The sequence below is a fragment of the Streptomyces sp. NPDC031274 genome (assembly GCF_055570235.1).
Genome location: NZ_JBVIHP010000005.1, coordinates 201,865 through 228,174, shown reverse-complemented (window position 1 = coordinate 228,174; position 26,310 = coordinate 201,865). Strand labels below are relative to the sequence as shown.

The window sequence follows — 26,310 nt, the reverse complement described above, 5'->3', positions numbered from 1 at the left end:
ACACACCGGATTCGACAATAGCGCCCGTTCTGTGAGCCCGCCGCCCCTCGACTCCCGTGCCCACGGATTCCGGCCCGCCGTGGACCTGGTCTTGGTCGCTTGCAAAAAAGTCCCGAGGGGCCGAGGGTTCGAGCCTTGGGGCCGCTGGCTCCGGGCATGCCTGGCGCGGGACTTATCTGCGACGCGCCCTCGCCGAGTGGGTCGGTGTGAGGTGGATCTCACGTCGGCTTTTGTGGAATCCCTACAGGCGAACAGGGCTCTGAGCAGTCACTTCGGGCGCACTGACGTGACCTTCTGTTCAGGGGTGCCAGGAAAACGGGCCGGAGACTGTTCATAGTCGACGGTCCGTTTCTGTAGGCCCACTTCGTATGGTCACTACATGACCGTTTTGGACGACACCGCTTCTCCCGAGGGCGAGCCCACCGACGCGCGTGGGCGCGTGGCCGAGCTGCACGCGATTCGTGCCGAGGCCCTGCGCGGCCCGAGCGAGAAGGCGACGAAGGCCCAGCACGCCAAGGGCAAGCTGACCGCCCGCGAGCGGATCGAGCTGCTCCTGGACGCGGGTTCGTTCCAGGAGGTCGAGCAGCTGCGCCGGCACCGGGCGACCGGGTTCGGCCTTGAGGCCAAGAAGCCCTACACCGACGGTGTCATCACCGGCTGGGGCACGGTCGAGGGGCGCACGGTCTTCGTCTACGCCCACGACTTCCGCATCTTCGGCGGCGCGCTCGGCGAGGCGCACGCCACGAAGATCCACAAGATCATGGACATGGCCATCGCGGCCGGTGCGCCGCTGGTGTCGCTGAACGACGGCGCCGGCGCCCGTATCCAGGAGGGCGTCTCCGCGCTCGCCGGGTACGGCGGCATCTTCCAGCGCAATACCAAGGCTTCCGGCGTCATCCCGCAGATCAGCGTCATGCTGGGCCCGTGCGCGGGCGGCGCCGCCTACTCGCCCGCCCTGACGGACTTCGTGTTCATGGTCCGCGAGACCTCGCAGATGTTCATCACCGGACCCGACGTGGTGCGTGCGGTGACCGGCGAGGAGATCACCCAGAACGGTCTGGGCGGCGCCGACGTGCACGCCGAGACGTCGGGCGTCTGCCACTTCGCGTACGACGACGAGGAGACCTGCCTCGCCGAGGTCCGCTACCTCATCGCGATGCTCCCCTCGAACAACCGCGAGAACCCGCCCACCCACGAGTCGGACGACCCGGCGGACCGCCGCTCGGACGTCCTGCTCGACTTGGTCCCCGCGGACGGCAACCGTCCGTACGACATGACCAAGGTCATCGAGGAGCTCGTCGACGACGGCGACTACCTCGAGGTCCACGAGCGCTGGGCCCGCAACATCATCTGCGCCCTGGCCCGTCTGGACGGCAAGGTGGTGGGCATCGTCGCCAACCAGCCGCAGTCCCTTGCCGGGGTCCTGGACATCGAGGCCTCCGAGAAGGCTGCCCGCTTTGTCCAGATGTGCGACGCTTTCAATATCCCGATCGTGACGCTGCTCGACGTGCCCGGCTTCCTGCCGGGCGTGGACCAGGAGCACGGCGGGATCATCAGGCACGGCGCCAAACTGCTCTACGCCTACTGCAACGCCACGGTGCCGCGCATCTCGCTGATCCTGCGCAAGGCGTACGGAGGTGCGTACATCGTCATGGACAGCCAGTCCATCGGCGCCGACCTCACCTATGCCTGGCCCACGAACGAGATCGCGGTGATGGGCGCCGAGGGTGCCGCCAACGTCATCTTCCGGCGCCAGATCGCGGCCGCCGAGGACCCCGAGGCCATGCGTCAGAAGATGGTCAAGGAGTACAAGGCCGAGCTGATGCACCCCTACTACGCCGCCGAGCGAGGCCTGGTCGACGACGTGATCGACCCCGCCGCCACGCGTGAGGTGCTGATCAGCTCCCTCGCGATGCTCCGCAACAAGCACGCAGATCTGCCGTCGCGCAAGCACGGCAACCCTCCGCAGTAATTGCGCAGTAACCACGCAGTTAATTCCTGCAGTAGCCCACAAGGAGAACGCTGCACATGACTACCCCCGACATTCGCGTCGAGAAGGGCCACGCCGAGCCCGAAGAGGTCGCCGCCATCACCGCGATCCTGCTGGCCCGCGCCGCCGCCACCGCCCAGGCACCCACGCCCCGCCGGGGCCGCGACAAGGCCGGCTGGCGCCGCCTTGAGCGCTCGCCCGGCTTCCGTGCCCCGCACAGCTGGCAGGGCTGACCGGCGCCCTGAGGCAGCCGGCAAGGCCGAACGGCATCCCGAAGGACCCCGCCCTGGTGCGGGGTCCTTCGGCGTCTGCCCGCCAGGTCAGTCGAACTCTCCGTCAAGCACCCCGAGTTTGAACGCGTACCACTCCTCCGCGGTGAAGCGCAGGACGAGGCCGCGGGGGTCCGCGGGGTTGCGCAGGGCCACCGCGCCGTTCCCCAGCTCGGCGATCTCCACAGGGCCCTCGACGGGGCTCCCCGGAGTGCTGGTCCACTGGGCGCGAGAGATGTCGAGCGTGTAGAGCAGCGCCTTTTCCCGCTGTGTGGCGCGTGTGCCGCTTGCGGTGTTCGTGCTCATATCTGCAGCATCCCGGAGTTGATTCCAGTGATGAATGCGTGCCACGCGGTGGAGTCGAAGACGAGTGTTCCGAACTCCCGATTCTTCGTGTCACGAATCGCCCGCTGATCGGCCGAAAGCTTCGTATGCTCGATGCAGCCGTTCGAGGCGCCACTGTAGGTGCTCTTGTGCCAGTTCGCTATCACTGATTCTTCTTCTGTATCTGTGAACGCGGGACTGGCCGTAGATGTACGAGACATCACGACCCGCTTTCTCCTTTCATGTGGTCAAGGATGTACTGGCGAGACTCGGCGGGAGAGAGGGCGGCGGCCGTCAGATCGTCCCAGGCTTTGGTGTAAACCTGGACGTCAGGACGCTGCTCCAGCAATGTTCCCCCGGTCATGTGTTCCAGCCAGGTCACCTCTATGGGGAGTTCTCCGTGCAGGGTGAAGACTGTGTACGGAGCGTACTGCGCGAGCGGCAATGTGATGTTCAGAGGGAGGATCTGAACAGTGACATTGGCCTGATTTCCCACTTCGATCAGGTGCTGAAATTGTTGATGGATCAATTCAGTGGGACCAGGAATGCGGTGAAGTGCCGGGGCATCGATGATGACGCGCAGCCGGAAATCACTGTTCCCGTGGAGCAGATCCTTGCGTCTCATACGCGTCTTCACAAGGGTTTCGATGCGATCCGCTTCGGCCCCCGCGGCGAATATCTCCCGCATGTAAGCCTCTGTTTGCAGCAGGCCCGGCAGCACCATCGGCTCGTAGGAGCGGATGAGTGAGGAGTCGGCTTCCAGCGTGAGGTAGTCGCGCAGGTCGCCGCTGAGCAGGGGACCTTGACCGGACCACCAGTCGACCTTGTGGATGTCCCTGGCGAGCCGCTTCAGGTTCGACCGCTGCTGATCGTCCTTCACCCCGTACAGGCTGAGCAGGGTGGTGAGGTCGAGTTGCCGGATGCCTCGTTTGCCTGTCTCGATCTGGCTGATCTTTGGCTGCCCACACTCCAGTGCGTCGGCCGCGTCCTGGACCTTCAGGCCGGCGTCCGACCGGAGTCGTCGCAGCTCGGCGCCGAGGCGGCGGCTGCGCATGGTGGGCATGTCACTTTGCGGCATGGGCACATGATGTCCCGCGCCTTCCGGCCAGACAACTGTCATCTGCCGCACCCGTCTTGAAGGATGTGGCTGGTACGTAATACTTGCCTAGGTGATAGATGCCTCGACATGATGCGTGCCCAACGTCCTTTTTTCTCGGTTGAGTTGACACCTATAGCGGTGCCGGAGGGGCAATGCCGAACATGTCCGCGGAAGAACTCGTAGTGATCAGCAGATCCTGCGAGGTCCGCATGGAGTACGACCCGCACTGCCTGGAGCAGATACGTCGGATCGTCGGCGCCTGCCTGCGCAATTGGGGCCTGGAGGTGCTGGTCGACGACTGCGCCTTCGTGGCCACCGAGCTGTGCAGCAATGTGCGGCACTGCACGTGCTCGTCGTTCCAGTTCGCCATCCGTCGTACGGGCGCTGAGGGTGTGCGCCTGGAGGTGACGGACACCTCCACCGAGTTTCCGGTGGTGCCTACCGACGTCCCGGACCTGTTCGAGGTCAGTGGGCGTGGGCTGTTCCTCGTCGCGGCTCTGTCGGCCGACGTCGGGGTCGAGCCGACGGTCGGCGGCAAGATGGTCTGGGCGGAGCTCAAGGTGCCCGGGTTCGGCTGACGAGGCCGGTGGTGGGGGGGCAGACGTCGGCCGGACGCGATGCGTCGGCCGGCGTCTTCGTCTGTATACCGGCATGACCTTCCTCTCTTCTGTGGTCTCTCCTGGTTCCTGCTGGCCGTTCTCGCGTCTGTGTCTGTCGTACCGCTGCGGAGGAGGTGCTCTGCGGTCCGGTTGACCGGATAGCGACCTCAGGGACGGCGGGGCCCCCGAGCAGCATCGCCAGTCCGCGCAGGCCCCGGTGCGCGGCGGTCCGGACGGTTCTCGCCCGTCTGCCGAGTACGGCGGCCGCCTGCCGGAGGTCGAGTCTCACCACGACGAGAAGGAGCAGTGCCTCGGCCTGCTCCCGCGGCAGCCGCGCGATGAGTGAGAGGGTCCGCTCCGCGGGCCGCGCGGCCTCGTCGTCGTCGGGCCGTCGCCGGTCCTGGCGGCACGGATGTTCCAGGGCTCCGGTGCGGACCACCAGAGCGCACCAGCCGCGGAAGTCGGCGCCGTCCCCCTGGAACTTGGCCAGATTTCGGGCGATGTACTCCCACCCCCGGCTCTCGACGCCTGCCGCGAGCGCCGAACCCACCAATCCCTGGGCGTACATGAGCAGTTGAGGGTGCAAGGACCGGTAGAGCATCCGGAAGGCGTCCTCGTCCCCCTGCTGTGCCGCCGCTACCGTGGCTCCCAGGTGGTCGTCCACCGGGAGGGCGCCGGAGCGGCTCTCCTGCCCGGCCAGTGCCGCCCGCGCCCGCCGTGCGGTCAGGGCGCCGGTCAAGTAGGCGCTCCGGCCTGAGTGGGACAGGCTCATGTGAGGGCTCCGCTTCCTGCTCGATCCGGCAGAGGACAGAAGAAAGGCAGGAGTGGTGGCGAACCTGCCTCTCCCTCCAGCGAGGGTGCCATCGAAAACATCACAGCGGCAGGTATGTGTTTTGGCCAAAGGTGCAACACAAGGCGACGACCGGCAACGCAGGGCGACGGCCGCCCGGAGATTTCTCCACAGCAGTTCGCCCCCGCCGGCTCATGCCGGCGGGGGCGAACTGTAGGACGTGTACGGGTCTGTTACCGAAGTCGCGCCATGAGCGCATGCTCCACGAGCGTGATCAACCCGCTCTTTGCGTCCGCACGGTGTCGGGCGTCCGTCGTGATGATCGGAGTGTCCGGGCCGATCTGCAGCGCCTCGCGGACCTCGTCCGGCGTGTACGGCTGGTGGCCGTCGAAGCCGTTGAGGGCGATGACGAAGGGCAGGCCCGAGTTCTCGAAGTAGTCGACGGCGGGGAAGCAGTCGGCGAGCCTCCTCGTGTCGACCAGGACCACCGCGCCGATCGCGCCGCGTACGAGGTCGTCCCACATGAACCAGAAGCGGTCCTGTCCCGGCGTACCGAAGAGGTACAGGATCAGGTCCTGGTCCAGGGTGATGCGGCCGAAGTCCATGGCCACCGTGGTGGTGGTCTTGTCCCCGGTGTGGGTGAGGTCGTCGATGCCCGCGGACGCGGACGTCATGACGGCCTCGGTGCGCAGCGGGTTGATCTCAGAGACCGCCCCGACGAACGTGGTCTTGCCCACGCCGAAGCCGCCCGCCACCACGATTTTCGCGGATGTGGTGGAGCGGGCTGTTGCTCCGCCGCTAGAGCTTGCGAAGTCCACTGAGCACCCTTTCGAGCAGTGTCACGTCTGGCTGGCCGCCGGCGGTCTCGTCGCCGCCGGGCTGGTGAATGGCGACAAGTCCGGCCTCCGCCAGGTCGGCTACGAGGATTCGGGCGACGCCGAGGGGAATGGAGAGAAGTGCCGAGATCTCAGCGACTGACTTGATCTCTCGGCACAGATTGCAGATCCGCTGATGCTCGGGCAACTGGCCCTGCAACTGATGCGGTTGTGCTGTGGTGTGCACCAGCGCCTCGATGGCGAGCTGGTAGCGGGGCCTGGTGCGGCCACCCGTCATGGCGTACGGACGCACCAGGGGATTGCTCGCAGCTCCCGCGGGCGCCGGTTCAGGGGCGCGTCGCTGTGGTTGCACTGGCTGGATCCTGGGGGTGTGAGGCTGCTCGTACGGGCTCTGGCGGGGGCCCGGCTGCTGCGGTTGCTGGTAAGGCCTGCGGTGCTGGCTGGGTGTGGAGGGGAAGTTGTAACGGTTCGGCGCCCCGTCGTGCGGCCCCTGACCCTGGCCGTGACCAGGCGACCAGCTGGCCGATGACGAACCGTCCGGGGGTGTTCCTGAACCTGCCACGTACTCCTCCTCCGACTGTGCCGGGCACCATCATCCTGGAGCCGCGTTCCGAAACCTTACGGCCACGGAGCGCGAAAACGCACCGTAGGTCTACTAGTTGAGAAGGCTCCCCTGCAGCTCCGCACGCAGGTCGGGCGTGAGTACGGTGCCGGCGCGGTCGACAAGAAGTGCCATCTCGTACCCAATGAGACCGATGTCCGCATCCGGGTGTGCGAGGACGGCGAGCGAGGAGCCGTCAGAAATGGACATGAGGAAGAGAAATCCTCGCTCCATCTCCACAACGGTCTGGGTCACGGAACCGCCCTCGAAGATCCGGGAGGCCCCGGCGGTGAGGGAGGTCAGACCGGACGCGACAGCCGCGAGCTGGTCGGCCCTGTCGCGGGGGAAGCCTTCGGACATCGCCAGAAGGAGTCCGTCGGCGGAGACCACCACCGTGTGGGACACCCCAGGGGTGTTGTCCACGAAGTTAGTGATCAACCAGTTCAGATTCTGCGCCGCCTGGCTCATCGGGCTCACACTAACGCTCCTGGTTGTAGGTGCTGTCAGGCCCACCGCGGTGATTACCGGTGTCCTGGCCATTCGTGGTGTCACTGCCTGCGCTGCGTCCCCGCTGGACGCCGCGGCGCAGGTTGCTCAGCCGACCCCGAACGTCCTCGGGGTCGCGGGAGACCTGAGGGCCGCCCTGTGGGGTCTGCTCCGCCGTGCCCTCGACCAGATTGGCCTTGGGTACCCGCTTCGGGAGACCGGACGGGGTGATCCCACCCGCCTTGGGCTCCTTCAGCGACTCGGCGCGCTGCCAGCGGTCGTCGTTGGACGACGTACGCCAGCTGCTGTCGTTGTCGCCGTCCGCGGTGTCGGCCGGTGCCGGGACGCTGCCGTTGCTGATCGCACCGGTGGCGCCGCGGCGCGGAAGACCCGCAGCGGTGGTGTCGTGGACCGCGGACGGGGCCGGTCCGGGACGCTCGAAGCCTACGCGTTCGGCACCGTTCGCGGGGGCCGCCGAGTCAGGTTCCGATTCCGGAGAGTACTCGGCCTGATACGCACCCGAGCTGTCGTCGAATCCGCCACGCGTCGGCCAGTCGTCCTGGTGAGAGCGGTCCGGATAGGCCACGAACGGCTCGGATACAGCACCCGTACGAGCGGTGTTGTCGTCCTGACCCGCTTCCGCATAGGGCGCGTCCTGGTAGCTGTCCCGCCCCGGGTAGTACGGGTCGTCGTACGCCTGCTGTACGGGCTGACCCTGGTTGTACTCGTCGTACACCGGGACCTGCTGCCCGTACGAGGGGTCGTAGCCACCCTGCTGCTGCTCGAAGCCCTGCTGTTCGAAGCCCTGCGCCTGCGCCTCCAGAGCGGCACGCCGCTCCTCGCGCATCAGCGAGCGGCCCACCGGGTCGAGATCCTGGGAGTCGACCGCGTCGCCGTTGTAGCGGCTGTCGTCGAAGCCCAGCTCGGCCGCCGTACGTATCGGCGGGTGGTTGAACGCCGCCTGATCCGGGGTCTGCTGCTCCAGCATGATCGAGGAGACGGTGAAATCGGAGTCGGACAGGTGGTTCTCGCCGCTGCCGCCGTGCGTGATCCCGTCGGGGAGCATGACGAGCGAGGTCGTACCGGCCTGCTCGCCCGAGGGGCGCAGCTGGACGCGGATGCCGTGCCGGTCGGAGAGGCGGCCGACCACGAACAGGCCCATGCGCTGGGAGATCGCGGCGTCCACCGTCGGCGGGTTGGCCAGCTTGTGGTTGATGTCCGCGAAGTCCTCGGCGGTGAGGCCGATGCCCTTGTCGTGGATCTCGACCATGATGCGGCCGTCGGGAAGACGGGTCGCGGTGACGCGGACCTTGGTCTGCGGCGAGGAGAACGTGGTGGCGTTCTCCAGGAGCTCGGCGAGCAGGTGCACGAGGTCGGTCACGGCCAGGCCGTGGATCTCGGCCTCCGGGACGCCCGAAAGCTCGATGCGCTCGTACTGCTCCACCTCGGACGACGCGGCGCGCAGCACGTCGACCAGCGGGACCGGCTGGTCCCAGCGGCGTCCCGGCTCCTCGCCGGAGAGGACCAGGAGGTTCTCGCCGTTGCGTCGCATACGGGTCGCCAGGTGGTCCAGGCGGAAGAGGCTCTCCAGCTGGTCCGGGTCGGCCTCGTTGTTCTCCAGGTCGGTGATGAGGGTCAGCTGGCCCTCGATCAGGGACTGGTTGCGCTGCGAGAGGTTGGTGAAGATCGCGTTGATGTTGCCGCGGAGCAGGGCCTGCTCGGCGGCGAGCCTGACGGCCTCGCGGTGCACCTGGTCGAAGGCGCGGGCGACCTCGCCGATCTCGTCCGTGGAGTTGATCGGGATGGGCTGTACGCGAGTGTCGACGCGGCCGGGGTCGGTGCGCGAGAGCTGGTCGACCAGCATCGGCAGACGCTGCTCGGCGATGCTGAAGGCGGCCGTACGCAGCTGGCGCATCGAGCGGCTCATCTGGCGGGCCATGAGCCCGGCCAGGATGAAGGCGGCGAGCAGTGCGATCACGACGATGGCGCCGTTGATGTAGGCGGTGCGCTGGGCGTCGGCCGCGATGTCCGAGGCCTCTGCCACGGCCTTGTCGGCCAGGTCGGACTCGATGGTGCGGTACGCGTCGAACCTGGCGCTGGTGGTGGCCCACCAGGCCTCGGGGGTGATGCCCTTGCCGGCGAGGGCGACCCGGGCGCTGGGCTGCGTGGACTCCAGCTGGGTCATGGCCGCGACCATCGCCTCGGACGACGGCGGCGGGACGAACGTCTCGCCCTTGGCCTTCGCGGCGGCAGCGGCCTGCTTGGCCTGCTTCTCGCCGTCGGCCGTCAGCTGCTTCTTCGCGGCCTCCAGCTTGGCGACGTCCGCGGGGGTGCCGCCGCCCGTGTACTCCTCGATGGCGATGCCTTCGAGGTAGGCGTACGAGGAGAGCGCCACGCGCTGCTTGGCGAGGCTCGTGGAGGTGGGACCGGGCTCGACCAGGAGGTGCGTACCGAGGGAGCGCTGGAGGGAGAGCGCGGCCTTGGTCAGCGAGATCGCGTAGACGGTGCGGCCGTAGCTGGTGATGTTGCCGGTGCCGAGACCGAGTTCGTTGGCGAACTCCATCAGGGGGTGCTGGATGGCGACGTAGCCCTCTTCGGTCTGCGCGCCGGAGAGCTTGGAGGTGTAGGCGGCCTGGCGCAGGGACTGCAACCCCGGCTCCACCTTGTGGAAGCCCTTGAGGCGGCGCTCGAGGCCTTCCTTCTTGGGCATGTTCTTGGCGGCGGCGTCGAACTTGTCCCCGGCCTCGTCGGTGGCCTTGCGGGCCTTCACGACGACGGGGTCGTTCTTCTTGCCGCGCAGCAGCGGGGCGGCGGAGAGGTCGCGCTCCTCGATGAGGCGGTTGCCGTAGTTCAGAGAGGCCTGTACGAGGCGGGCCGTGGCCTCGGCGTCCTGGGCCTCGCTCCAGGTGTCGATCGAGCCCTTGACCTGGAAGCCGCCCATGACGAGACCGACGAGCACGGGTATGAGGAGGATCGCGTTCAGGCGGGTCGGCACGCGCCAGTTGCGCGGGGACAGTCTTCCGCCGGTGGGAGCCGGCGTCTCCATGCCCTGCACATCGGCGGGGGACGCCGCTGTGCGCGGCGGCGGGGTGAAGTTGCCCCGCGTGTCCCGCGTATGCGGCGGTGCGGGGCTCGTCTTGCTTCGCCTCACTCGACCAACAACCTCTCGGCGGCGGGAACCTGCACCGGTCCCGCTGTCGTCTCCAAGGCCCGTGCTACTGGGCAGTTCGACGCATTCCAGCACGTCAGGCGGTCCTCTACCAAACAGTGGGAAGCGCAAGTGAAGAGTGGTGTAAGCCTCAGATAAAACGGTCAAATAGAGCGAGCCCCGCCAAAAGGCGGGGCTCTCGTGCGCGTAGCGACACTGAATGACCGCGACGCGTGGTGGCGCCCGGTGAATTCTCTGTCGAAACGTTATGAACAGAGCGGCCACCCGTGTCCAAGGACACAGGCCGCTCTGTTGAATCTACGGCAACTTCCGTACGCCCTCGTCTACTTGAGTCGTGCCATAAGTGCGTGCTCGACCAGCGTGATCAGGCCGCTCTTTGCGTCCGCACGGTGTCGGGCATCGGTGGTGATGATCGGGGTGTTGGGGCCGATCTGCAGCGCCTCGCGGACCTCATCGGGGGTGTACGGCTGGTGGCCGTCGAAGCCGTTGAGGGCGATGACGAAAGGCAGGCCGCTGTTCTCGAAGTAGTCGACGGCCGGGAAGCAGTCGGCGAGACGGCGGGTGTCCACGAGCACGACGGCGCCGATCGCGCCGCGTACGAGGTCGTCCCACATGAACCAGAAGCGGTCCTGACCGGGCGTACCGAAGAGGTACAGGATCAGGTCCTGGTCCAGGGTGATGCGGCCGAAGTCCATGGCCACCGTGGTGGTGGTCTTGTCCCCGGTGTGGGTGAGGTCGTCGATGCCCGCGGACGCGGACGTCATGACGGCCTCGGTGCGCAGCGGGTTGATCTCGGAGACCGCGCCCACGAACGTGGTCTTGCCCACGCCGAAGCCGCCCGCCACCACGATTTTCGCGGAGGTGGTGGAGCGAGCCGGCGCTCCGCTGCTAGAGCTTGCGAAGTCCACTGAGCACCCTTTCGAGCAGTGTCACGTCAGGCTGACCGCCGGCGTTCTCGTCGCCGCCGGGCTGGTGAATGGCGACGAGCCCGGCCTCTGCCAGGTCGGCCACGAGAATCCGGGCCACGCCGAGCGGCATGGAGAGCAGGGCCGACACCTCGGCCACCGACTTGACCTCACGGCACAGGTGGCAGATGCGCTGGTGCTCGGGGAGCAGCCCCATCAGCTGCGCCGGGTCGGCCGTCGTGCTCACCAGCGCCTCTATCGCGAGCTGGTAGCGGGGCCTTGTCCGGCCGCCGGTCATCGCGTAAGGACGCACCAGCGGCTGGTCGCCTTCAATCCCGTACGACGCGTGAGAGCCGTACGGATCGTGAGAGGCGTTGGGCGGGGTCATGGATCCTCCGGGCGGGACAGCAGGTGATCTGCGTGCCGTCTGATAGAGCCGGTGGGGGGCACCAGGTTGGCCGGACGGTGGTCAGTACGTTCGGTCGGTGGGGCGGCCGATGAAGAAATTCAGTGCAACAGGCTGCCCTGCAGTTCGGCGCGGAGGTCCGGGGTGAGGACGGCGCCCGCGCGGTCGACGAGCAACGCCATCTCGTATCCGACGAGGCCGATGTCGCACTCCGGGTGCGCGAGCACGGCCAGGGAGGAACCGTCGGAGACAGACATGAGGAAGAGGAACCCCCGCTCCATCTCCACGACGGTCTGGGTGACGGCGCCGCCCTCGAAGATCCGGGAGGCCCCGGCGGTGAGCGAGGTCAGACCCGACGCGACCGCCGCCAGCTGATCGGCGCGGTCACGCGGGAATCCCTCGGACATCGCCAGAAGGAGGCCGTCGGCGGAGACCACGACCGTGTGGGACACCCCAGGGGTGTTGTCCACGAAGTTCGTGATCAGCCAGTTCAGATTCTGTGCCGCCTGACTCGGACTCAACTAACGCTCCTGCTGGTGAGTGGGGAAGCTGCCGGTCTGGCCCGTACCGGCCTGGCGACCCTGCTGGATGCCCCGACGGAGATTCGTCAGCCGGCCGCGCACGTCATCGGGCGCACGCGAGACCTGCGGACCTGTGCTTTCCTGCTGCTGCTGCGCGGTGCCCGCGACGAGGTTGGCTCGTGGGACGCGGCGCGGCAGGCCGGACGTGGTGACACCACCGGCGGACGGCTGCCGGACGCGCTCGGCCTGGCGGCCCAGCTCGTCGTTGGGCGAGGTGCGCCACGAGGCGGCGCTGCCGTTCGTGACGTTGTTGATGTTGCCGCCGCCGTTGCCGTTGGACGCGGGGGCGGGTGCTGAGACCGGGCGCTGGGGCATGCCCGGGTTCTGGGGCTGCTGTCCCTGCGGCCGTGACGGGAGGGGCGACGAGGGCTGCGGGCGCTGCGGACGCAGGGGTTGCTGCGGCTGCTGCTGCTCGGGGGAGCGGTCGTCGCCCTGCGAGCCCTGGTGCCCTTGCTGGGGCTGCTGCTGTTGCTGCTGCTGGAACCAGTTGGTCTCCAGCGTGTCGAACAGCGGGGTGCTGCCGTCGCCGGGACCGGCGGGCGGCAGGCCCTCCGACTGCGAGGGCTGCTGGGGTTGGTGCGGCTGCTGCTGCGAGGGCTGTTGCGGCACCGGCGGGATGCCGAGCGGGCCGCCCTGCCCCTGCTGAACACCGGGGCCCTGACCCTGGCCCTGGCCCTGACCGGGGCCCTGACCGCGCCGAGGTGCCTCGCCGTTGTAGCCGGGGGCGCTGGTGCCGGGACGCTGGAACTGCCCGGTGCCCGAGCCGGAGGAGCCGCTCTGACCACCGAAGACGTCCGGGCGGACGTACTGCCCGGTGCCCTGCTGGCCGTGACCTCGACCCTGGCCCTGGTTCTGCCCCTGATCCTGGTTCTGGCCCTGACTCTGGCTCTGTCCCTGACCGCCCTGCTGACCGTGATCGGCGTTCTGCGGCGAACCCGTACCGGGCGGAGGCCCGTTGAAGTCCGGCCGCGGGAACTCGGCGGTCGAGCCGGGGCCCTGCGCGCCCGCGCCCGCCACGGGGTGCGGGAACTGTCCGGTGGACTCCGGCTCCTCGTGCCCGCGCGGGGTGTCGAACGGCTCGCGCGAGATCTGCGGCTGCGCGTTCTCGTCGCTCCAACTGGGCACGCGCGGCTGCGGGTTGCCCCCGGGAAGCTCGGCACGCGGGCCACCGCGCGGCGGCAGCTGCGGCCTGCGCCCCTGGTCCCCGCCGTCGTTCGCGGAGGAGTTCATGGGCGCGGCGGGGTTCATGGGCCCGGCGGGGTTCACCGGATTCGTACGCTGCTGGGGTACGGGAGGCTGCGGCGCGGAACCCTGACCGCGGCCACTGCCCTGCCCGCCCTCGAAGAGGCTCCCGCCGGAAGAGCCCGTGGTGCCGGAGCCGAGACCGGGCGCCCCCTGCCGGGGAGGCAGCTGGCCGGAAGGATTCGCCGGAGCGGACGGCGAACCGGCCCGCGGCCCCGCGTCACGCGAGGGCAGCGCGGCCCGCGGCCCCGTTCCCGCGACCTGACCACGCGGCGGACCCGCACCGAGCCGGCCCGCGGCACCCGCGGGAGCCGAGCCGGGCGCACCGCTTCCTGCGCCGACTCCACGACGCGCGGCGGCGGCACCGGCGGAGGCCTGCGCGGCGACGGGGCCACCGCTCTGGCCGGGGAGGGGCGCACCGGGCTTGTTCGGCGCGTTCTTGCCGCCCTGGGCGACATCGACGGGCAGCATGACCAGCGCGGTCGTGCCGCCGGAGTCCGACGGACGGAGCTGGATGCGGATGCCGTGGCGCTGCGACAGACGGCCGACCACGAACAGACCCATGCGGCGCGAGACCGAGACGTCCACGGTGGGCGGCGACGCGAGCCGCTCGTTGATCGCGGCGAGGTCCTCGGGGGAGAGGCCGATGCCCGTGTCGTGGATCTCGATCAGCACTCGCCCGTCGGGCAGCGCGTGACCGGTGACCTTGACCTTGGTCTGCGGCGAGGAGAACGAGGTCGCGTTCTCCAGGAGCTCGGCGAGCAGGTGCACGAGGTCGTTGACCACGCGTCCGGCGACCTCGGTCGTGGGGACCGCGGAGAGCTCGATGCGCTCGTACTGCTCCACCTCGGACGCGGCGGCACGCAGCACGTCGACGAGCGGGACGGGCCGGGTCCAGCGGCGGCCGGGCTCCTCACCGGCGAGCACGAGGAGGTTCTCGCCGTTACGGCGCATGCGGGTCGCGAGGTGGTCGAGCTTGAAGAGCGAGGAGAGCTGGTCCGGGTCGGCCTCGCGCGACTCCAGCTCGGAGATGAGCGAGAGCTGGCGCTGGATGAGGCCCTGCGAACGGCGCGAGAGGTTGGTGAACATCGCGTTGACGTTGCCTCGCAGGAGCGCCTGCTCGGCGGCGAGGCGGACGGCCTCGCGGTGCACGTCGTCGAAGGCCGCGGCCACCTGGCCGATCTCGTCCCTGGAGTGCACACCGACGGACTCGACGGAGGTGTCGACGTCCTGCGGGTCGGCCTCGGAGAGCTGCTTGACGAGCTCGGGCAGCCGGTCCTGGGCGACCTTGGTCGCGGTGTCCTGGAGGCGCCGCAGCGAGCGGATCATGGACCGGGCCACGACGAAGGCGCCGACGAGCGAGACACCGAGGACGAGCAGGATCAGCGCACCGTTGAGGATGGCGGCCTGCTCGGACTCGTTGCGCAGCTCGCGGGCCTTCTGCTCCATCTCGTTGAGCAGCGTGAGCTCGATCTTGGACATCGCGTCGATCTTGGTGGTGTCGTTGTCGACCCAGTCCTTGTACGAGCGCTTGTCCTGGAGCTTGATGCCGCCCTCCTGCTCAAGCACACGCTTGGCGTAGGAGTCGGCGCCCTTGATGGAGGAGTTGCCGCCGTCGATGGGCTTGGTCAGCTCGTCGGGGTTGCCCGCGTAGATGCCCTTGAAGGCATCCAGTTCGGAGTTCTCCTTGTCGAGCGCGGCCCAGCCGTAGCGCCGGTCGGTCTCGGAGATCTTGCCGAACGTGCTGTCGCCCGCGGGAAGCGAGGCGGCGATCACGGCGCGCTGCACCGAGGCGTACTCCTTGGCGGAGGAGAAGGCCGTCAGGGCGCGGGTGCGCTGGATCATGTCCGGGTTGCTCGTCGCCTGCGCCATGTCCGAGGACAGGCTCAGCAGCTGCTCGATGAGCTGGCTGTAGGCGTCGACCGTCTGCGACGTCGAGTTCGCGTCGCTGTAGGCGTTCTTGCGTACGTCGTTGATCTTCTGGAGCTGCTGGGTGATCTCGACCGTGTTCGCCCGGACGCCGAGGAGACCCTTGTTGCTGTCGGTGTTGTCGAGCTCCTGCGTCTCCTGGAGGAAACGGTTGTACGCGCGGTCGGTCTTCTGCCGGGAGCCCTTGACCACGTAGTCCGACGACTTCGCGCCGTGCGCGAGGGGACCTGCCGAGCGGTCGCGCTCCTCCTGGAGCGCGGAGGCCAGCTCGGTGGCCCGCTTGGTCATGTCGGTCAGCATCTTCATGTTGTTGAGCTGCTGGATCTCGTCCATCGACTCATTGATACGAAGAGCGCCGAGAGAGGTCGCGGTGATCACGGGGAGCGCGAGCAGCGAGACGAGGCGGGTGGAGATGCGCCAGTTGCGCAGGGCTATTCGCGAGCCGGGGCCGGTGGGCGACTTGACCGTGCCCGTCGAGCCGCCCGGTGTCGGAGCGGCCGTGGGCAGGCTCGTGCCGCCGCTCGTGCCGCGCGCGGCGCCGAGTCCGCTGTCGCCGGACGGTGCCTGCCCGGGGTTCTGGGCGTGCTGGGCCGAGGAGCCGCGATCGGTCCCGCCGCGCTCCGGCTCCGCCGCAGCGCCGCTGCCATCCCTCTTGAAACGTCCCTGCACTAGCGTCGCAACCTCTGGACCAGGCGTCCCTCCGCACAAACGGCGGGACGGTGTCGGCGTCGTGGGGCGCGTAACGCCCCATGGTGGTCGTGAGTGACCGGCGCTGCTCCCCTTCCCCGCCGCCACTCGGCGCTGCGTTGCGCCCCTGCGCGCCGGTTCGATCCCGCGGCGGTCCCGGGAATTCCAGCACAGTGCAGGATCTCCAACAAGGCCCGTGTGTCGCGCCGGGACTTCCGTGACCCGGCGTGAGGGGCGTGTCACGAGACGTAGAAAGTGAACGGGGCAAAATGGTCGATTGGGCCCAGGAAACCCGTGGACCAGGGGTGTCCCAGTGTTCATGATCGGGAGCGGAATGATTGCTTCAGTGGCGCAATGTCCGATTCCAACAAGCCCTTCACGAGCCTGAATTGACCCATTTGCCCGCTCGCTCGTGAGGAAACTCACATCAAGATCAAGGTCTCATCCTGGCTTTGGGCGGGAATTGGATGTTTAGCCTGACGCTTTACAGGGATGGCACATCCGACAACCCGCGTCCGCCACACGACGCCACAACTGACAAGGCTCGAACAGCAGATGAAGACTGTGAAGTCGGCGATGTTCCGCAACATAGCCAACCCCCGCCGCACCACCCTCGCCCACCTCACGGACGCGCAGGAGGTCGCCCCGGCCGCCGAGCAGCCGGAGCACTCCACCGAACTGCCGACGCAGACGGCCAACCCCAAGCGCACGGTCCTGATGGACGCGCCGGAGCCGCAGCTCCCGCTCGCGGGCTAATACGAGAGGCCGGACCCCCTTGCCGCGTTAGCCTGGAGCGTCAGACTCCACCCCACACCAGCAAGGGGCCAACGCTCACGTGCGCATCGCCAGGTTCTCCATCGACGGCAACGTCGCCTTCGGCGCGGTCGAGGGCGAAAGTCCCCCCGGAACGACCGACGGGCTCGTCCTCGACATCATCAAGGGCATCCCGTTCGCGGACTTCGAGCTCTCCGGCACGAAGGTCCCGCTGAGCAAGGTCAGGCTGCTGCCTCCGGTGCTCCCCAACAAGGTCGTGGGCATCGGCCGCAACTACGCGGATCACGCGAAGGAACTCGGCAACGAGGTCCCCGACATCCCCGTCGCCTTCTTCAAGCCGTCCACCTCGGTGATCGGCCCCGGCGACTCCATCGCGTACCCCTCCTTCTCGCAGGAGGTGCACTACGAGGCCGAGCTCGCCGTGGTCATCGGCCGTATGTGCCGCGAGGTCCCGCGCGAGCGCGCCCGTGACGTCATCCTCGGCTACACCTGCGCCAACGACGTCACCGCGCGTGACGTGCAGCAGCGCGAGAAGCAGTGGGCCAGGGCCAAGGGCTTCGACAGCTCCTGCCCGCTCGGCCCCTGGGTGGAGACCGACCTCGACCCCTCCGACCTCACCATCCAGTGCACGGTCAACGGCGAACAGCGCCAGCTGGGGCGTACGACCGACATGGTCCGCTCCATCGAGGACCTGATCGTGCACATCTCCGAGGCCATGACGCTGCTCCCGGGCGACGTCATCCTCACGGGCACCCCGGCAGGGGTCGGCCCCCTCAACGTCGGCGACGAGGTCGCCGTCACCATCGAAGGCATCGGCACTCTCACCAACAAGGTGATCAAGCGTGGCTAACGCGACTCCCGTACGCGTACGTTTCTGTCCCTCGCCGACCGGCAACCCCCACGTGGGTCTGGTCCGCACCGCGCTCTTCAACTGGGCCTACGCCCGGCACAACGAGGGCTCCCTGGTCTTCCGCATCGAGGACACCGACGCGGCTCGCGACTCGGAGGAGTCCTACGAGCAGCTGCTCGAAGCGATGCGCTGGCTGGGCTTCGACTGGGACGAGGGCCCCGAGGTCGGCGGCCCGCACGCGCCGTACCGCCAGTCGCAGCGCATGGACATCTACCAGGATGTCGCCGCCAAGCTCCTGGACGCCGGCCGCGCGTACTACTGCTACTGCTCCACGGAGGAGCTGGACGCCCGCCGCGAGGCCGCCCGCGCCGCGGGCAAGGCGTCCGGCTACGACGGCCACTGCCGCGACCTGACCACCGAGCAGCGTGCCGCGTACGAGACGGAGGGCCGCAAGCCCATCGTCCGTTTCCGCATGCCCGACGAGGCGATCACGTTCACGGACCTGGTCCGCGGCGAGATCACCGTCCAGCCGGAGAACCTCCCGGACTACGGCATCGTCCGCGCCAACGGAGCACCGCTCTACACCCTGGTGAACCCGGTCGACGACGCCCTGATGGAGATCACCCACGTCCTGCGCGGCGAGGACCTGCTCTCCTCGACCCCGCGCCAGATCGCGCTCTACAAGGCGCTGACGGACCTGGGCATCGCCAAGGAGACCCCGGCCTTCGGCCACCTCCCGTACGTCATGGGCGAGGGCAACAAGAAGCTCTCCAAGCGCGACCCGCAGGCGTCCCTGAACCTCTACCGCGAGCGCGGCTTCCTCCCCGAGGGCCTCCTCAACTACCTGTCCCTCCTGGGCTGGTCGTTCTCCGCGGACCAGGACGTCTTCTCGATGCCCGACATGGTCGCCAAGTTCGACCTCGCGGACGTGAACGCCAACCCGGCCCGCTTCGACCTGAAGAAGGCCGAGGCGATCAACGCCGACCACATCCGCATGCTGGACGTGAAGGCGTTCGCGGCGGCCTGCGAGCCCTGGCTGAAGGCCCCGCACGCCAACTGGGCCCCCGAGGCCTTCGACCAGGCGGCCTGGGAGGCCATCGCCCCCCACGCGCAGACCCGCATCAAGGTCCTCTCCGAGATCACGGAGAACGTGGACTTCCTCTTCCTGGACGAGCCCGTCGAGGACGAGGCGTCCTGGGCGAAGGCCATGGGCAAGGGCGACCCGGCCGCGCTCCTGACGACGGCCCGCGCCAAGCTCGACGCCGCCGACTGGACGTCCCCCGAGTCCCTCAAGGAGGCCGTCCTGGCCGCCGGCGAGGAGCACGGCCTGAAGCTCGGCAAGGCCCAGGCCCCGGTCCGCGTGGCCGTCACGGGCCGCACGGTCGGCCTGCCCCTCTTCGAGTCCCTGGAGATCCTGGGCAAGGAGAAGTCGCTGGCCCGCATCGACGCGACCCTGGCGAAGCTGGCCGCGTAGGCGCGCACGTACAAAAGAGAACGAAGGGCCCGGAAGCCACGACGGCTCCCGGGCCCTTCGCGCTGCGTTCTTCGGGGACAACCCGGAACCCCCAGCCGGGAGCGGCGGCTGCGACTACCGTCGAAGCCATGCCGATCAAAGCCGTGGTCTGGGACGTAGACGACACGATCTTCGATTACGCGCACGCCGACACCGCCGGTATGCACGCCCACCTCACCGCCGAAGGCCTCATCGAGCGGTACGAGACCGCCGAGCGTGCCCTCGTGCTGTGGAAAGAGGTCACCGAGCGCCACTGGGCGCGCTTCAGCGCCGGAGGGATCGCGTTCGAGGCGCAGCGCCGTGACCGGGTACGCGAGTTTCTGGACGCCGTCCTGACCGATCAGGAGGCGGACGCCTGGTTCGAGCGTTATCTCGTCCACTACGAATCCGCGTGGAAGCTCTTCCCCGACACCATCCCCGTCCTGGACTCCCTCGCCGGTGATTACCGTCACGCGGTCCTGTCCAACTCCGCCCTGATCGTCCAGGACCACAAACTGCGCGTCCTCGGTGTGCGCGACCGCTTCGAGTCCGTCCTGTGCGCCGCCGAACTCGGCGTCTCCAAGCCCGCGGCGGAGGCCTTCCTCGCGGTGTGCACGGCGATGGACCTGGCTCCCGAGGAAGTCGCCTACGTGGGGGACCAGCCGGAGATCGACGCGCGAGGCGCCCGGGACGCGGGTCTTCTCGGGATCTGGCTCGACCGCAACAGCGCGTCCCAGGAAGGCCCGTCGGGCGTGCACCGCATCACGCGTCTCGCGGAGCTGCCGGCGCTGCTCCGCGCCGATACCCGTTTTGGAGCGCCGTCCACCTTCGGGTAATGTTCTTCCTGCGCCGCCCGAGAAGGCCGAAAGGTCCGGACAGGGAGACGTAAGTCGAAGCAAAACTCCTGCACGGGGTTGCGTATCGATGGCCTATGGTGTAATTGGCAGCACGACGGTTTCTGGTTCCGTTAGTCTAGGTTCGAGTCCTGGTAGGCCAGCTCGCAGAGCTTATCTGCAACGCCCCCGTTGTGTAGCGGCCTAGCACGCCGCCCTCTCAAGGCGGTAGCGCCGGTTCGAATCCGGTCGGGGGTACAGATCCTTCCCATGGAAGCAGTCAGGGTCGCACCCACTGCTACCGATGCAGGATCGCTAGGGCCCCCGTTGTGTAGCGGCCTAGCACGCCGCCCTCTCAAGGCGGTAGCGCCGGTTCGAATCCGGTCGGGGGTACGCAGGGTCTAGCTGGTCTAGACCACAGTGGGCTATGGTGTAATTGGCAACACGACGGTTTCTGGTTCCGTTGTTCTAGGTTCGAGTCCTGGTAGCCCAGCGCAGTACAGCAGGACAGCTAGCCCCCGTTGTGTAGCGGCCTAGCACGCCGCCCTCTCAAGGCGGTAGCGCCGGTTCGAATCCGGTCGGGGGTACGCGATCGAGAAGGGGCCTTCCCGTAAGGGAGGGCCCCTTCGTCGTTCCCTCGCCCGTGCCGCTCTCCGGTCAATCCTGCTGCCTGTAGCGGCTGTTGGATTCCTCGGCCTGGGCGAGCCTGCGCAGGCTCAGCAGGACCGGCTCGTAGAGGACGGTGAGCGCGACCGCCGCTTCGAGCTGTTCGTCGGGCGAATCGAAGCGCTCCACCAAGTCCAGGTCGGCTACGGCCAGTTGACCCGCCGAGCGCGCGTAGGGCGTCAAGTCGTCTACGCCGCAGGGGTATCCGAGCCGGGCGAGCGTCGCGACCGCGGTCACGAGCATTCCGTACGCCGGTGACTCGGGCCCGTAGCCCTGTCCGTACCGCCAGTCGAGCCGTTCGAGCAGGGCGTCGACCGTGTGCCGTGCCGTCACCGTCGCCGGGTCGTCCTCGACGGGCTCGGGGCCGTGGGGGAGTGCCCAGACGGCCGTGCCCAGGCGGGAGCTGTGGTCCAGGGAGTCGTCCTCCAGGGCGGTGAGCACCTCCCTCGCGGAGGCGATCGGCACCCGGCCCACCTGGATGAGCGCGCGGACGAGGCGCAGTCGCCGCAGGTGCTTCTCGTCGTACTCGGCCTGGGTCGCGCTCACGCGGCGGCCCGGCGGGAGCAGGCCCTCGCGCAGGTAGTACTTGATCGTGGCCGTCGAGACCCCGCTGCGCGTGCTGAGCTCCGCCAGTCTCATCGGCTCGCTCTCCCTCTTGCTCTCTCTTGCTGGTTCCCTCTTGCGCATCCGCTTGGGGAGTGGCACTATCCAATCATGGATAGCAACACTATCCAACGCTCTCCTGGAGGGGGAACCATCGTGAGCAGCAAGCCGATCGAAGGGCGGATGACCGCCGACGCGCAGGGCGGCGTGACCGTCTTCACCATCGGGATGCACATCAACAACTTCCGGGCCGTGCGCAGCTGGTGGCCCGTCTTCCGGGCGATGCCGCCCATGCTCAAGGAGCTGTCCAAGGACCGGGAGAGCGGCATGCTGGGCTATCAGCTGCTGCGCGGCGGCACGCGGCTGCTGTACATCGTTCAGTACTGGGAGTCGTCGGAGAAGCTGACCGCCTACGCGTCCGCACAGGACAAGGAGCACCGGTCCGCCTGGGCCGCCTTCAACCGGCGGATGCGGGAGGGCAAGGGGAAGGTCGGTTTCTGGCACGAGACGTACGTCGTACCGGCCGGTGCCCATGAGCAGGTGTACGTGAACATGCCGGAGTTCGGCCTGGGGAAGGCCGTCGGTGTGGTGCCCGTCGGGCGGCGGGGCGAGCGGGCCGCGGACCGTCTCAAGGTGGCCTGAGGGCGCACGCGAGAAGCGCATCCGAGAGGCGTACAGGAGAGGCGCATCCGAGAAACGAGAACGCCCGAGGGGGCGCCGCGGCGTTGAGGCGGCCCCTCGGGCGTTCTGTGTGCTGACTGCGAGTGGTGCGGGTCCGGCCTGTTCAGCCCGTGCGGCGCAGGGCCTCGGACAGGCGTCCGGCGGCGTCGATGACCGCCTGGGCGTGCATGCGGCCCGGGTGGCGGGTCAGACGCTCGATCGGTCCGGAGACGGAGACGGCGGCGACCACGCGGTTCGAGGGGCCGCGCACGGGGGCGGAGACGGACGCGACGCCGGGCTCCCGCTCGCCGATCGACTGGGCCCAGCCCCGGCGGCGTACGCCCGAAAGGGCCGTGGCCGTGAAGCGGGCGCCCTGGAGGCCGCGGTGCAGGCGCTCCGGCTCCTCCCAGGCCATCAGGATCTGCGCGGACGAGCCCGCTTTCATCGTCAGCGTCGAGCCGACGGGGACCGTGTCCCGCAGGCCCGAGAGGCGCTCGGCCGCGGCGACGCAGATGCGCATGTCGCCCTGGCGGCGGTAGAGCTGCGCGCTCTCGCCCGTCACGTCACGCACGTGCGTGAGGACCGGGCCCGCCGTGGCGAGCAGACGGTCCTCGCCGGCCGCCGCCGCGAGTTCCGAGAGCCGGGGGCCGAGAATGAAACGGCCCTGCATGTCGCGCGCCACCATCCGGTGGTGTTCCAGTGCCACGGCGAGACGGTGTGCCGTGGGTCGTGCGAGTCCGGTGGCCGCGACCAGACCCGCGAGGGTGGCCGGGCCGGACTCCAGGGCGCTCAAGACGAGAGCCGCCTTGTCGAGAACGCCGACGCCGCTAGAGTTGTCCATGCGTCGATACTCGCGTCTCACTCTGTGAAACGCAAGTTCAATTTCCCATGGAACACGTCACCCTGTACGTGCGATCCGCGGACCAACGGATAGCGGTCCACGCACGGTACGAGGGGTACGGGCGTGGACGAAAAATTCTCTAGTTGGGCCGGCGCCAACACAGCCGGTCGGAGGGAAAGCGATGGGTAGGACACTCGCGGAGAAGGTCTGGGACGACCACGTCGTCCGGCGCGCCGAAGGCGAGCCCGACCTTCTCTTCATCGATCTGCACCTGCTGCACGAGGTGACCAGCCCGCAGGCCTTCGACGGCCTCAGGCAGGCCGGCCGGCCTGTGCGGCGCCTCGACCTCACCATCGCCACCGAGGATCACAACACCCCGACCCTCGACATCGACAAGCCCATCGCCGACCCGGTCTCGCGGGCGCAGTTGGAGACGCTGCGCAAGAACTGCGCCGAGTTCGGCGTGCGGCTGCACTCGCTCGGCGACGTCGAGCAGGGCGTCGTCCACGTGGTGGGGCCCCAGCTGGGACTGACCCAGCCCGGCACGACCGTGGTCTGCGGCGACTCCCACACCTCCACGCACGGCGCCTTCGGCGCGCTGGCGTTCGGCATCGGCACCTCCCAGGTCGAGCACGTCCTGGCCACGCAGACGCTGCCGATGGCACCCCCGAAGACCATGGCCATCACGGTCGACGGCGAACTGCCCGACACCGTCACGGCCAAGGACCTGATCCTCGCCATCATCGCCAAGATCGGCACCGGCGGCGGCCAGGGCTATGTCCTGGAGTACCGCGGCTCCGCCATCGAGAAGCTCTCGATGGAAGCCCGCATGACCATCTGCAACATGTCGATCGAGGCCGGTGCCCGCGCGGGCATGATCGCCCCCGACGCGACCACCTTCGACTACATCGAGGGCCGCGACCACGCCCCGAAGGGCGAGGAGTGGGACGCGGCGGTCGCGTACTGGAAGACCCTGAAGACGGACGAGGACGCGGTCTTCGACGCCGAGGTCTACATCGACGCCACCAAGCTCGCGCCGTTCGTCACCTGGGGCACCAACCCGGGCCAGGGCGCGCCGCTCTCGGAGCGGGTCCCCGACCCTGCTTCGTACGAAGACGCCTCGGAGCGGTACGCCGCCGAAAAGGCCCTGGAATACATGGGGTTGACCGCAGGACAGGCGCTGCGCGACATCAAGGTCGACACCGTCTTCGTAGGCTCCTGCACCAACGGCCGTATCGAGGACCTGCGCGCGGCCGCCGCCATCGTCGAGGGCCGCAAAGTCGCCGACGGCGTACGGATGCTGGTCGTTCCCGGTTCGGTCCGGGTCGCCCTGCGGGCCATCGAGGAGGGCCTGGACAAGGTCTTCACCGCCGCGGGCGCCGAATGGCGGCACGCGGGCTGCTCGATGTGTCTGGGCATGAACCCCGACCAACTGGCGCCCGGCGAGCGCTGCGCGTCGACGTCCAACCGCAACTTCGAGGGCAGGCAGGGCAAGGGCGGCCGCACCCATCTGGTGTCGCCCCAGGTCGCCGCCGCCACCGCGGTGACGGGCCATCTGGCCTCGCCCGCCGACCTGACCGATGCCCCTGACGCCCCCGTCACCGCCGGAGTCTGAGAGCCATGGAAGCATTCACCACGCACACCGGCCGGGCCGTCCCGCTGCGCCGCAGCAACGTCGACACCGACCAGATCATCCCCGCCCACTGGCTGAAGAAGGTCACCCGGGACGGATTTGAGGACGGGCTCTTCGAGGCCTGGCGCAAGGACGGCGAGTTCGTTCTGAACAAACCCGAGCGCCAGGGCGCCACGGTTCTGGTCGCGGGACCCGACTTCGGTACGGGCTCCTCGCGCGAGCACGCCGTCTGGGCGCTGCAGAACTTCGGCTTCAAGACCGTCATCTCCTCGCGCTTCGCCGACATCTTCCGCGGCAACTCGCTGAAGAACGGTCTGCTGACCGTCGTGCTCGACCAGAAGGTCGTGGACGCGCTCTGGGCGCTCACGGAGGCCGACCCGCAGGCCGAAATCACCGTTGACCTGCAGGATCGCCAGGTTCGGGCCGAGGGCGTCACCGCCGACTTCGAGCTCGACGAGAACGCCCGCTGGCGTCTCCTGAACGGTCTGGACGACATCAGCATCACGCTCCAGAACGAGCCGGACATCGCCGCCTACGAGTCGACGCGCCCCTCGTACAAGCCGCGGACGGTGCAGGTCTGACACCCCCGCAACACCCTGGTGTACCCCCAATCGTGGACGGTTGGGGGTACATCTGTGTCTGCCCCATTCCGGCTGCGCGATGGCCTGAACGGGTGGTCTCAACTCCCTTGATTCAGACGGCATAAGAGGCTTGAAATCCCCTTGCACTCGCTCCGACCGGGTACCCTCAGGAGGGCGCCGGATGTGGGTAGTTACCCCCTGCGGAGGCGACAACTCGCCCCAGATGGCACAATCGGTGCATGGAACGTGACAGCCAACTCGAGCTCTACGGGCTTGTTGCGGACCAACTGAAGGAAGCGCACTCAAGAGTGCGTGCACTGCAAGTCCCGGAGGGCGTACGGATGGCGCTGACCCGGAAGCTGCTGGTCATTACGGCTGCGGCCAAACACGATCTCGCCGATGCGGCAAGGCGTCTGGAGCTATTGATGGCGTCCCTCGAGCAAGCTGAAGAGGGTCGATTCCCCGAAGACACCTGAGCCACAAGGCTCAAACGGGCCTTCGAGGAACTCATGGACAGCTGAGTTCGTTGCGGCACAAGGGTGATTAGCCCGTTTCGTGTTTGATTTGCGGTATATATCTGCCTAACGTGCGAAAAAGCCTGGCGAATACGCTCGGGCGAGGTCTCCGAAGGGGAAGACGTGAACAAGGCGCAGCTCGTAGAAGCGATTGCCGACAAGGTGGGTGGCCGTCAGCAGGCCGCCGACGCCGTGGACGCGGTTCTGGACGCAGTCGTCCGTGCCGTGGTCAGCGGAGACCGCGTTTCGGTCACCGGTTTCGGATCGTTCGAGAAGGTTGACCGTCCGGCCCGTTACGCCCGCAACCCGCAGACCGGGGAGCGCGTTCGGGTCAAGAAGACCTCGGTTCCGCGCTTCCGCGCAGGACAGGGCTTCAAGGACCTGGTGAGCGGCTCGAAGAAGCTCCCGAAGAACGACGTCGCGGTCAAGAAGGCGCCCAAGGGCAGCCTTTCGGGCGGCAGCGCTTCGGCGACCGTCAAGAAGGCGGCGGCCAAGAAGGCCACGGCCAAGAAGGCGGCGGCGAAGAAGGCCACTCCCGCCAAGAAGGCCACCGCCAAGAAGACGACGGCGACGGCGAAGAAGGCGGCCACGGCCAAGAAGGCGACGGCCAAGAAGGCGACGGCGACGGCGAAGAAGGCGGCCACGGCCAAGAAGGCGACGGCCAAGAAGGCCGCTCCCGCCAAGAAGGCCACCGCCAAGAAGACCGCGCCGGCCACCAAGAAGGCCACCGCCAAGAAGACCGCGCCCGCCAAGAAGTCGACGGCGCGCAAGACCACCGCCAAGAAGGCGACCGCCCGCAAGAAGTAAGGGCACGAGGGCACTCACGCGCCGGGGCGGGGTCCCCCCCCGGGGGCCCGGTCACTGGGTTTGTTGTGGCCTTCGGAGGGGGGGGGCCCATTGGGGGTCTTGGCCCCCATAAGGGTGGGTTCAAAACCTTTTCAGCCCCCCC

At 68.3% G+C, this 26,310-nt stretch carries 26 protein-coding genes and 5 tRNA genes; 17 read left to right on the top strand and 14 right to left on the bottom strand.

Translation table 11 applies throughout. The annotated features are described in order from the left end of the window. Positions 1 to 379: 379 nt before the first annotated feature. Both ACZ5CR_RS11170 and ACZ5CR_RS11165 read left to right on the top strand, forming a co-directional pair. The gene (locus tag ACZ5CR_RS11170; RefSeq protein ID WP_383283742.1) at positions 380 to 1,972 is read left to right on the top strand and encodes an acyl-CoA carboxylase subunit beta; all 1,593 of its coding nucleotides are present in this window, start codon (positions 380 to 382) and stop codon (positions 1,970 to 1,972) included. A 56-nt stretch (positions 1,973 to 2,028) separates the two neighbouring features. Further along, positions 2,029 to 2,223: an acyl-CoA carboxylase subunit epsilon gene (locus tag ACZ5CR_RS11165; RefSeq protein WP_383283745.1), complete on the top strand. Its 195-nt coding sequence runs from the start codon at positions 2,029 to 2,031 to the stop codon at positions 2,221 to 2,223. An 87-nt stretch (positions 2,224 to 2,310) separates the two neighbouring features. Here the strand turns inward: ACZ5CR_RS11165 and ACZ5CR_RS11160 are convergent, their stop codons facing one another. The 3 genes from ACZ5CR_RS11160 to ACZ5CR_RS11150 are packed head-to-tail and all read right to left on the bottom strand — an operon-like array spanning position 2,311 to position 3,661. Further along, complete coding sequence (locus ACZ5CR_RS11160) at positions 2,311 to 2,565, bottom strand: DUF397 domain-containing protein (RefSeq protein WP_468855951.1); 255 nt, start codon at positions 2,563 to 2,565, stop codon at positions 2,311 to 2,313. Then, the gene (locus ACZ5CR_RS11155; protein WP_468856198.1) at positions 2,562 to 2,804 is read right to left on the bottom strand and encodes a DUF397 domain-containing protein; all 243 of its coding nucleotides are present in this window, start codon (positions 2,802 to 2,804) and stop codon (positions 2,562 to 2,564) included. Before ACZ5CR_RS11155 ends, ACZ5CR_RS11160 begins: the two co-directional genes overlap by 4 nt. Then, entirely contained in the window at positions 2,804 to 3,661 is an 858-nt protein-coding gene (locus tag ACZ5CR_RS11150) for a helix-turn-helix domain-containing protein (RefSeq protein WP_468855949.1), read from the bottom strand. The genes ACZ5CR_RS11155 and ACZ5CR_RS11150 overlap by 1 nt, the downstream gene beginning before the upstream one ends. A gap of 182 nt (positions 3,662 to 3,843) precedes the next feature. Here ACZ5CR_RS11150 and ACZ5CR_RS11145 point away from each other — a divergent pair, with 182 nt between their 5' ends. Continuing rightward, complete coding sequence (locus ACZ5CR_RS11145; RefSeq protein ID WP_468855946.1) at positions 3,844 to 4,260, top strand: ATP-binding protein; 417 nt, start codon at positions 3,844 to 3,846, stop codon at positions 4,258 to 4,260. On the opposite strand, the gene ACZ5CR_RS11140 is transcribed toward ACZ5CR_RS11145, so the two are convergent. The 9 genes from ACZ5CR_RS11140 to ACZ5CR_RS11100 form a co-directional block, all read right to left on the bottom strand. Further along, positions 4,238 to 5,053, bottom strand: coding sequence for an RNA polymerase sigma factor (locus ACZ5CR_RS11140; protein WP_468855944.1), 816 nt, complete (start codon positions 5,051 to 5,053; stop codon positions 4,238 to 4,240). The two genes, ACZ5CR_RS11145 and ACZ5CR_RS11140, sit on opposite strands and share 23 nt — an antisense overlap. A gap of 251 nt (positions 5,054 to 5,304) precedes the next feature. Beyond that, positions 5,305 to 5,889, bottom strand: coding sequence for a GTP-binding protein (locus ACZ5CR_RS11135; protein ID WP_190084708.1), 585 nt, complete (start codon positions 5,887 to 5,889; stop codon positions 5,305 to 5,307). Continuing rightward, on the bottom strand, positions 5,870 to 6,469 hold the full coding sequence (locus tag ACZ5CR_RS11130) for a DUF742 domain-containing protein (RefSeq protein ID WP_468855943.1): 600 nt from the start codon (positions 6,467 to 6,469) through the stop codon (positions 5,870 to 5,872). Before ACZ5CR_RS11130 ends, ACZ5CR_RS11135 begins: the two co-directional genes overlap by 20 nt. Before the next feature lie 93 nt (positions 6,470 to 6,562). After that, positions 6,563 to 6,976 carry a roadblock/LC7 domain-containing protein gene (locus ACZ5CR_RS11125; RefSeq protein WP_135330751.1) on the bottom strand — a complete coding sequence of 138 codons (414 nt, stop codon included), beginning with the start codon at positions 6,974 to 6,976 and terminating at the stop codon, positions 6,563 to 6,565. A gap of 10 nt (positions 6,977 to 6,986) precedes the next feature. Beyond that, positions 6,987 to 10,145, bottom strand: a complete 3,159-nt coding sequence (locus ACZ5CR_RS11120; protein WP_468855941.1) for a sensor histidine kinase — start codon at positions 10,143 to 10,145, stop codon at positions 6,987 to 6,989. A gap of 341 nt (positions 10,146 to 10,486) precedes the next feature. Further along, positions 10,487 to 11,071, bottom strand: coding sequence for a GTP-binding protein (locus ACZ5CR_RS11115; protein ID WP_190084711.1), 585 nt, complete (start codon positions 11,069 to 11,071; stop codon positions 10,487 to 10,489). After that, a complete protein-coding gene (locus tag ACZ5CR_RS11110) occupies positions 11,052 to 11,456 on the bottom strand; it encodes a DUF742 domain-containing protein (protein WP_190084712.1) in 405 nt (134 codons plus the stop codon). The genes ACZ5CR_RS11115 and ACZ5CR_RS11110 overlap by 20 nt, the downstream gene beginning before the upstream one ends. A 119-nt stretch (positions 11,457 to 11,575) precedes the next feature. Continuing rightward, positions 11,576 to 11,995, bottom strand: a complete 420-nt coding sequence (locus ACZ5CR_RS11105) for a roadblock/LC7 domain-containing protein (protein WP_098244998.1) — start codon at positions 11,993 to 11,995, stop codon at positions 11,576 to 11,578. After that, the gene (locus ACZ5CR_RS11100) at positions 11,996 to 15,895 is read right to left on the bottom strand and encodes a sensor histidine kinase (RefSeq protein ID WP_468855939.1); all 3,900 of its coding nucleotides are present in this window, start codon (positions 15,893 to 15,895) and stop codon (positions 11,996 to 11,998) included. It lies immediately after the preceding gene. Between the two features lie 573 nt (positions 15,896 to 16,468). On the opposite strand from ACZ5CR_RS11100, the gene ACZ5CR_RS11095 reads away from it, so the two are divergent. The 9 genes from ACZ5CR_RS11095 (at position 16,469) to ACZ5CR_RS11055 (ending at position 20,449) form a co-directional block, all read left to right on the top strand. Beyond that, positions 16,469 to 16,669: a hypothetical protein gene (locus tag ACZ5CR_RS11095; protein WP_468856195.1), complete on the top strand. Its 201-nt coding sequence runs from the start codon at positions 16,469 to 16,471 to the stop codon at positions 16,667 to 16,669. 79 nt (positions 16,670 to 16,748) lie between these two features. After that, the gene (locus tag ACZ5CR_RS11090; RefSeq protein WP_468855937.1) at positions 16,749 to 17,537 is read left to right on the top strand and encodes a fumarylacetoacetate hydrolase family protein; all 789 of its coding nucleotides are present in this window, start codon (positions 16,749 to 16,751) and stop codon (positions 17,535 to 17,537) included. After that, positions 17,530 to 19,011 carry a glutamate--tRNA ligase gene (gene gltX, locus ACZ5CR_RS11085; RefSeq protein WP_468855935.1) on the top strand — a complete coding sequence of 494 codons (1,482 nt, stop codon included), beginning with the start codon at positions 17,530 to 17,532 and terminating at the stop codon, positions 19,009 to 19,011. Before ACZ5CR_RS11090 ends, gltX begins: the two co-directional genes overlap by 8 nt. A gap of 128 nt (positions 19,012 to 19,139) precedes the next feature. Further along, positions 19,140 to 19,865: an HAD family hydrolase gene (locus ACZ5CR_RS11080; RefSeq protein WP_468855933.1), complete on the top strand. Its 726-nt coding sequence runs from the start codon at positions 19,140 to 19,142 to the stop codon at positions 19,863 to 19,865. An 89-nt stretch (positions 19,866 to 19,954) separates the two neighbouring features. Beyond that, a tRNA-Gln gene (locus ACZ5CR_RS11075) sits at positions 19,955 to 20,026 on the top strand. Positions 20,027 to 20,047: 21 nt separating this feature from the next. Continuing rightward, positions 20,048 to 20,120 (top strand) — tRNA-Glu (locus tag ACZ5CR_RS11070). Positions 20,121 to 20,182: 62 nt separating this feature from the next. Continuing rightward, a tRNA-Glu gene (locus ACZ5CR_RS11065) sits at positions 20,183 to 20,255 on the top strand. Between the two features lie 28 nt (positions 20,256 to 20,283). Next, positions 20,284 to 20,355: transfer RNA gene (locus tag ACZ5CR_RS11060), tRNA-Gln, on the top strand. Positions 20,356 to 20,376: 21 nt separating this feature from the next. Continuing rightward, positions 20,377 to 20,449 (top strand) — tRNA-Glu (locus ACZ5CR_RS11055). Positions 20,450 to 20,519: 70 nt separating this feature from the next. Here the strand turns inward: ACZ5CR_RS11055 and ACZ5CR_RS11050 are convergent. Further along, positions 20,520 to 21,167, bottom strand: coding sequence for a MerR family transcriptional regulator (locus tag ACZ5CR_RS11050; protein ID WP_468855931.1), 648 nt, complete (start codon positions 21,165 to 21,167; stop codon positions 20,520 to 20,522). A 147-nt stretch (positions 21,168 to 21,314) separates the two neighbouring features. Between ACZ5CR_RS11050 and ACZ5CR_RS11045 the strand changes: the two genes are divergently transcribed. Beyond that, positions 21,315 to 21,773: a DUF4188 domain-containing protein gene (locus ACZ5CR_RS11045; protein ID WP_468856194.1), complete on the top strand. Its 459-nt coding sequence runs from the start codon at positions 21,315 to 21,317 to the stop codon at positions 21,771 to 21,773. 142 nt (positions 21,774 to 21,915) lie between these two features. On the opposite strand, the gene ndgR is transcribed toward ACZ5CR_RS11045, so the two are convergent. Then, on the bottom strand, positions 21,916 to 22,632 hold the full coding sequence (gene ndgR, locus ACZ5CR_RS11040; protein WP_383280905.1) for an IclR family transcriptional regulator NdgR: 717 nt from the start codon (positions 22,630 to 22,632) through the stop codon (positions 21,916 to 21,918). Between the two features lie 181 nt (positions 22,633 to 22,813). Between ndgR and leuC the strand changes: the two genes are divergently transcribed. From leuC to ACZ5CR_RS11020, 4 genes are all read left to right on the top strand, one after another. Then, positions 22,814 to 24,247 carry a 3-isopropylmalate dehydratase large subunit gene (gene leuC, locus ACZ5CR_RS11035; protein ID WP_468855929.1) on the top strand — a complete coding sequence of 478 codons (1,434 nt, stop codon included), beginning with the start codon at positions 22,814 to 22,816 and terminating at the stop codon, positions 24,245 to 24,247. A 5-nt stretch (positions 24,248 to 24,252) separates the two neighbouring features. Next, the gene (gene leuD / locus ACZ5CR_RS11030; protein ID WP_468855926.1) at positions 24,253 to 24,846 is read left to right on the top strand and encodes a 3-isopropylmalate dehydratase small subunit; all 594 of its coding nucleotides are present in this window, start codon (positions 24,253 to 24,255) and stop codon (positions 24,844 to 24,846) included. A gap of 239 nt (positions 24,847 to 25,085) precedes the next feature. After that, complete coding sequence (locus tag ACZ5CR_RS11025; RefSeq protein ID WP_468855923.1) at positions 25,086 to 25,322, top strand: SCO5555 family protein; 237 nt, start codon at positions 25,086 to 25,088, stop codon at positions 25,320 to 25,322. Between the two features lie 162 nt (positions 25,323 to 25,484). After that, the gene (locus tag ACZ5CR_RS11020) at positions 25,485 to 26,168 is read left to right on the top strand and encodes an HU family DNA-binding protein (RefSeq protein ID WP_468855921.1); all 684 of its coding nucleotides are present in this window, start codon (positions 25,485 to 25,487) and stop codon (positions 26,166 to 26,168) included. Positions 26,169 to 26,310 lie beyond the last annotated feature (142 nt).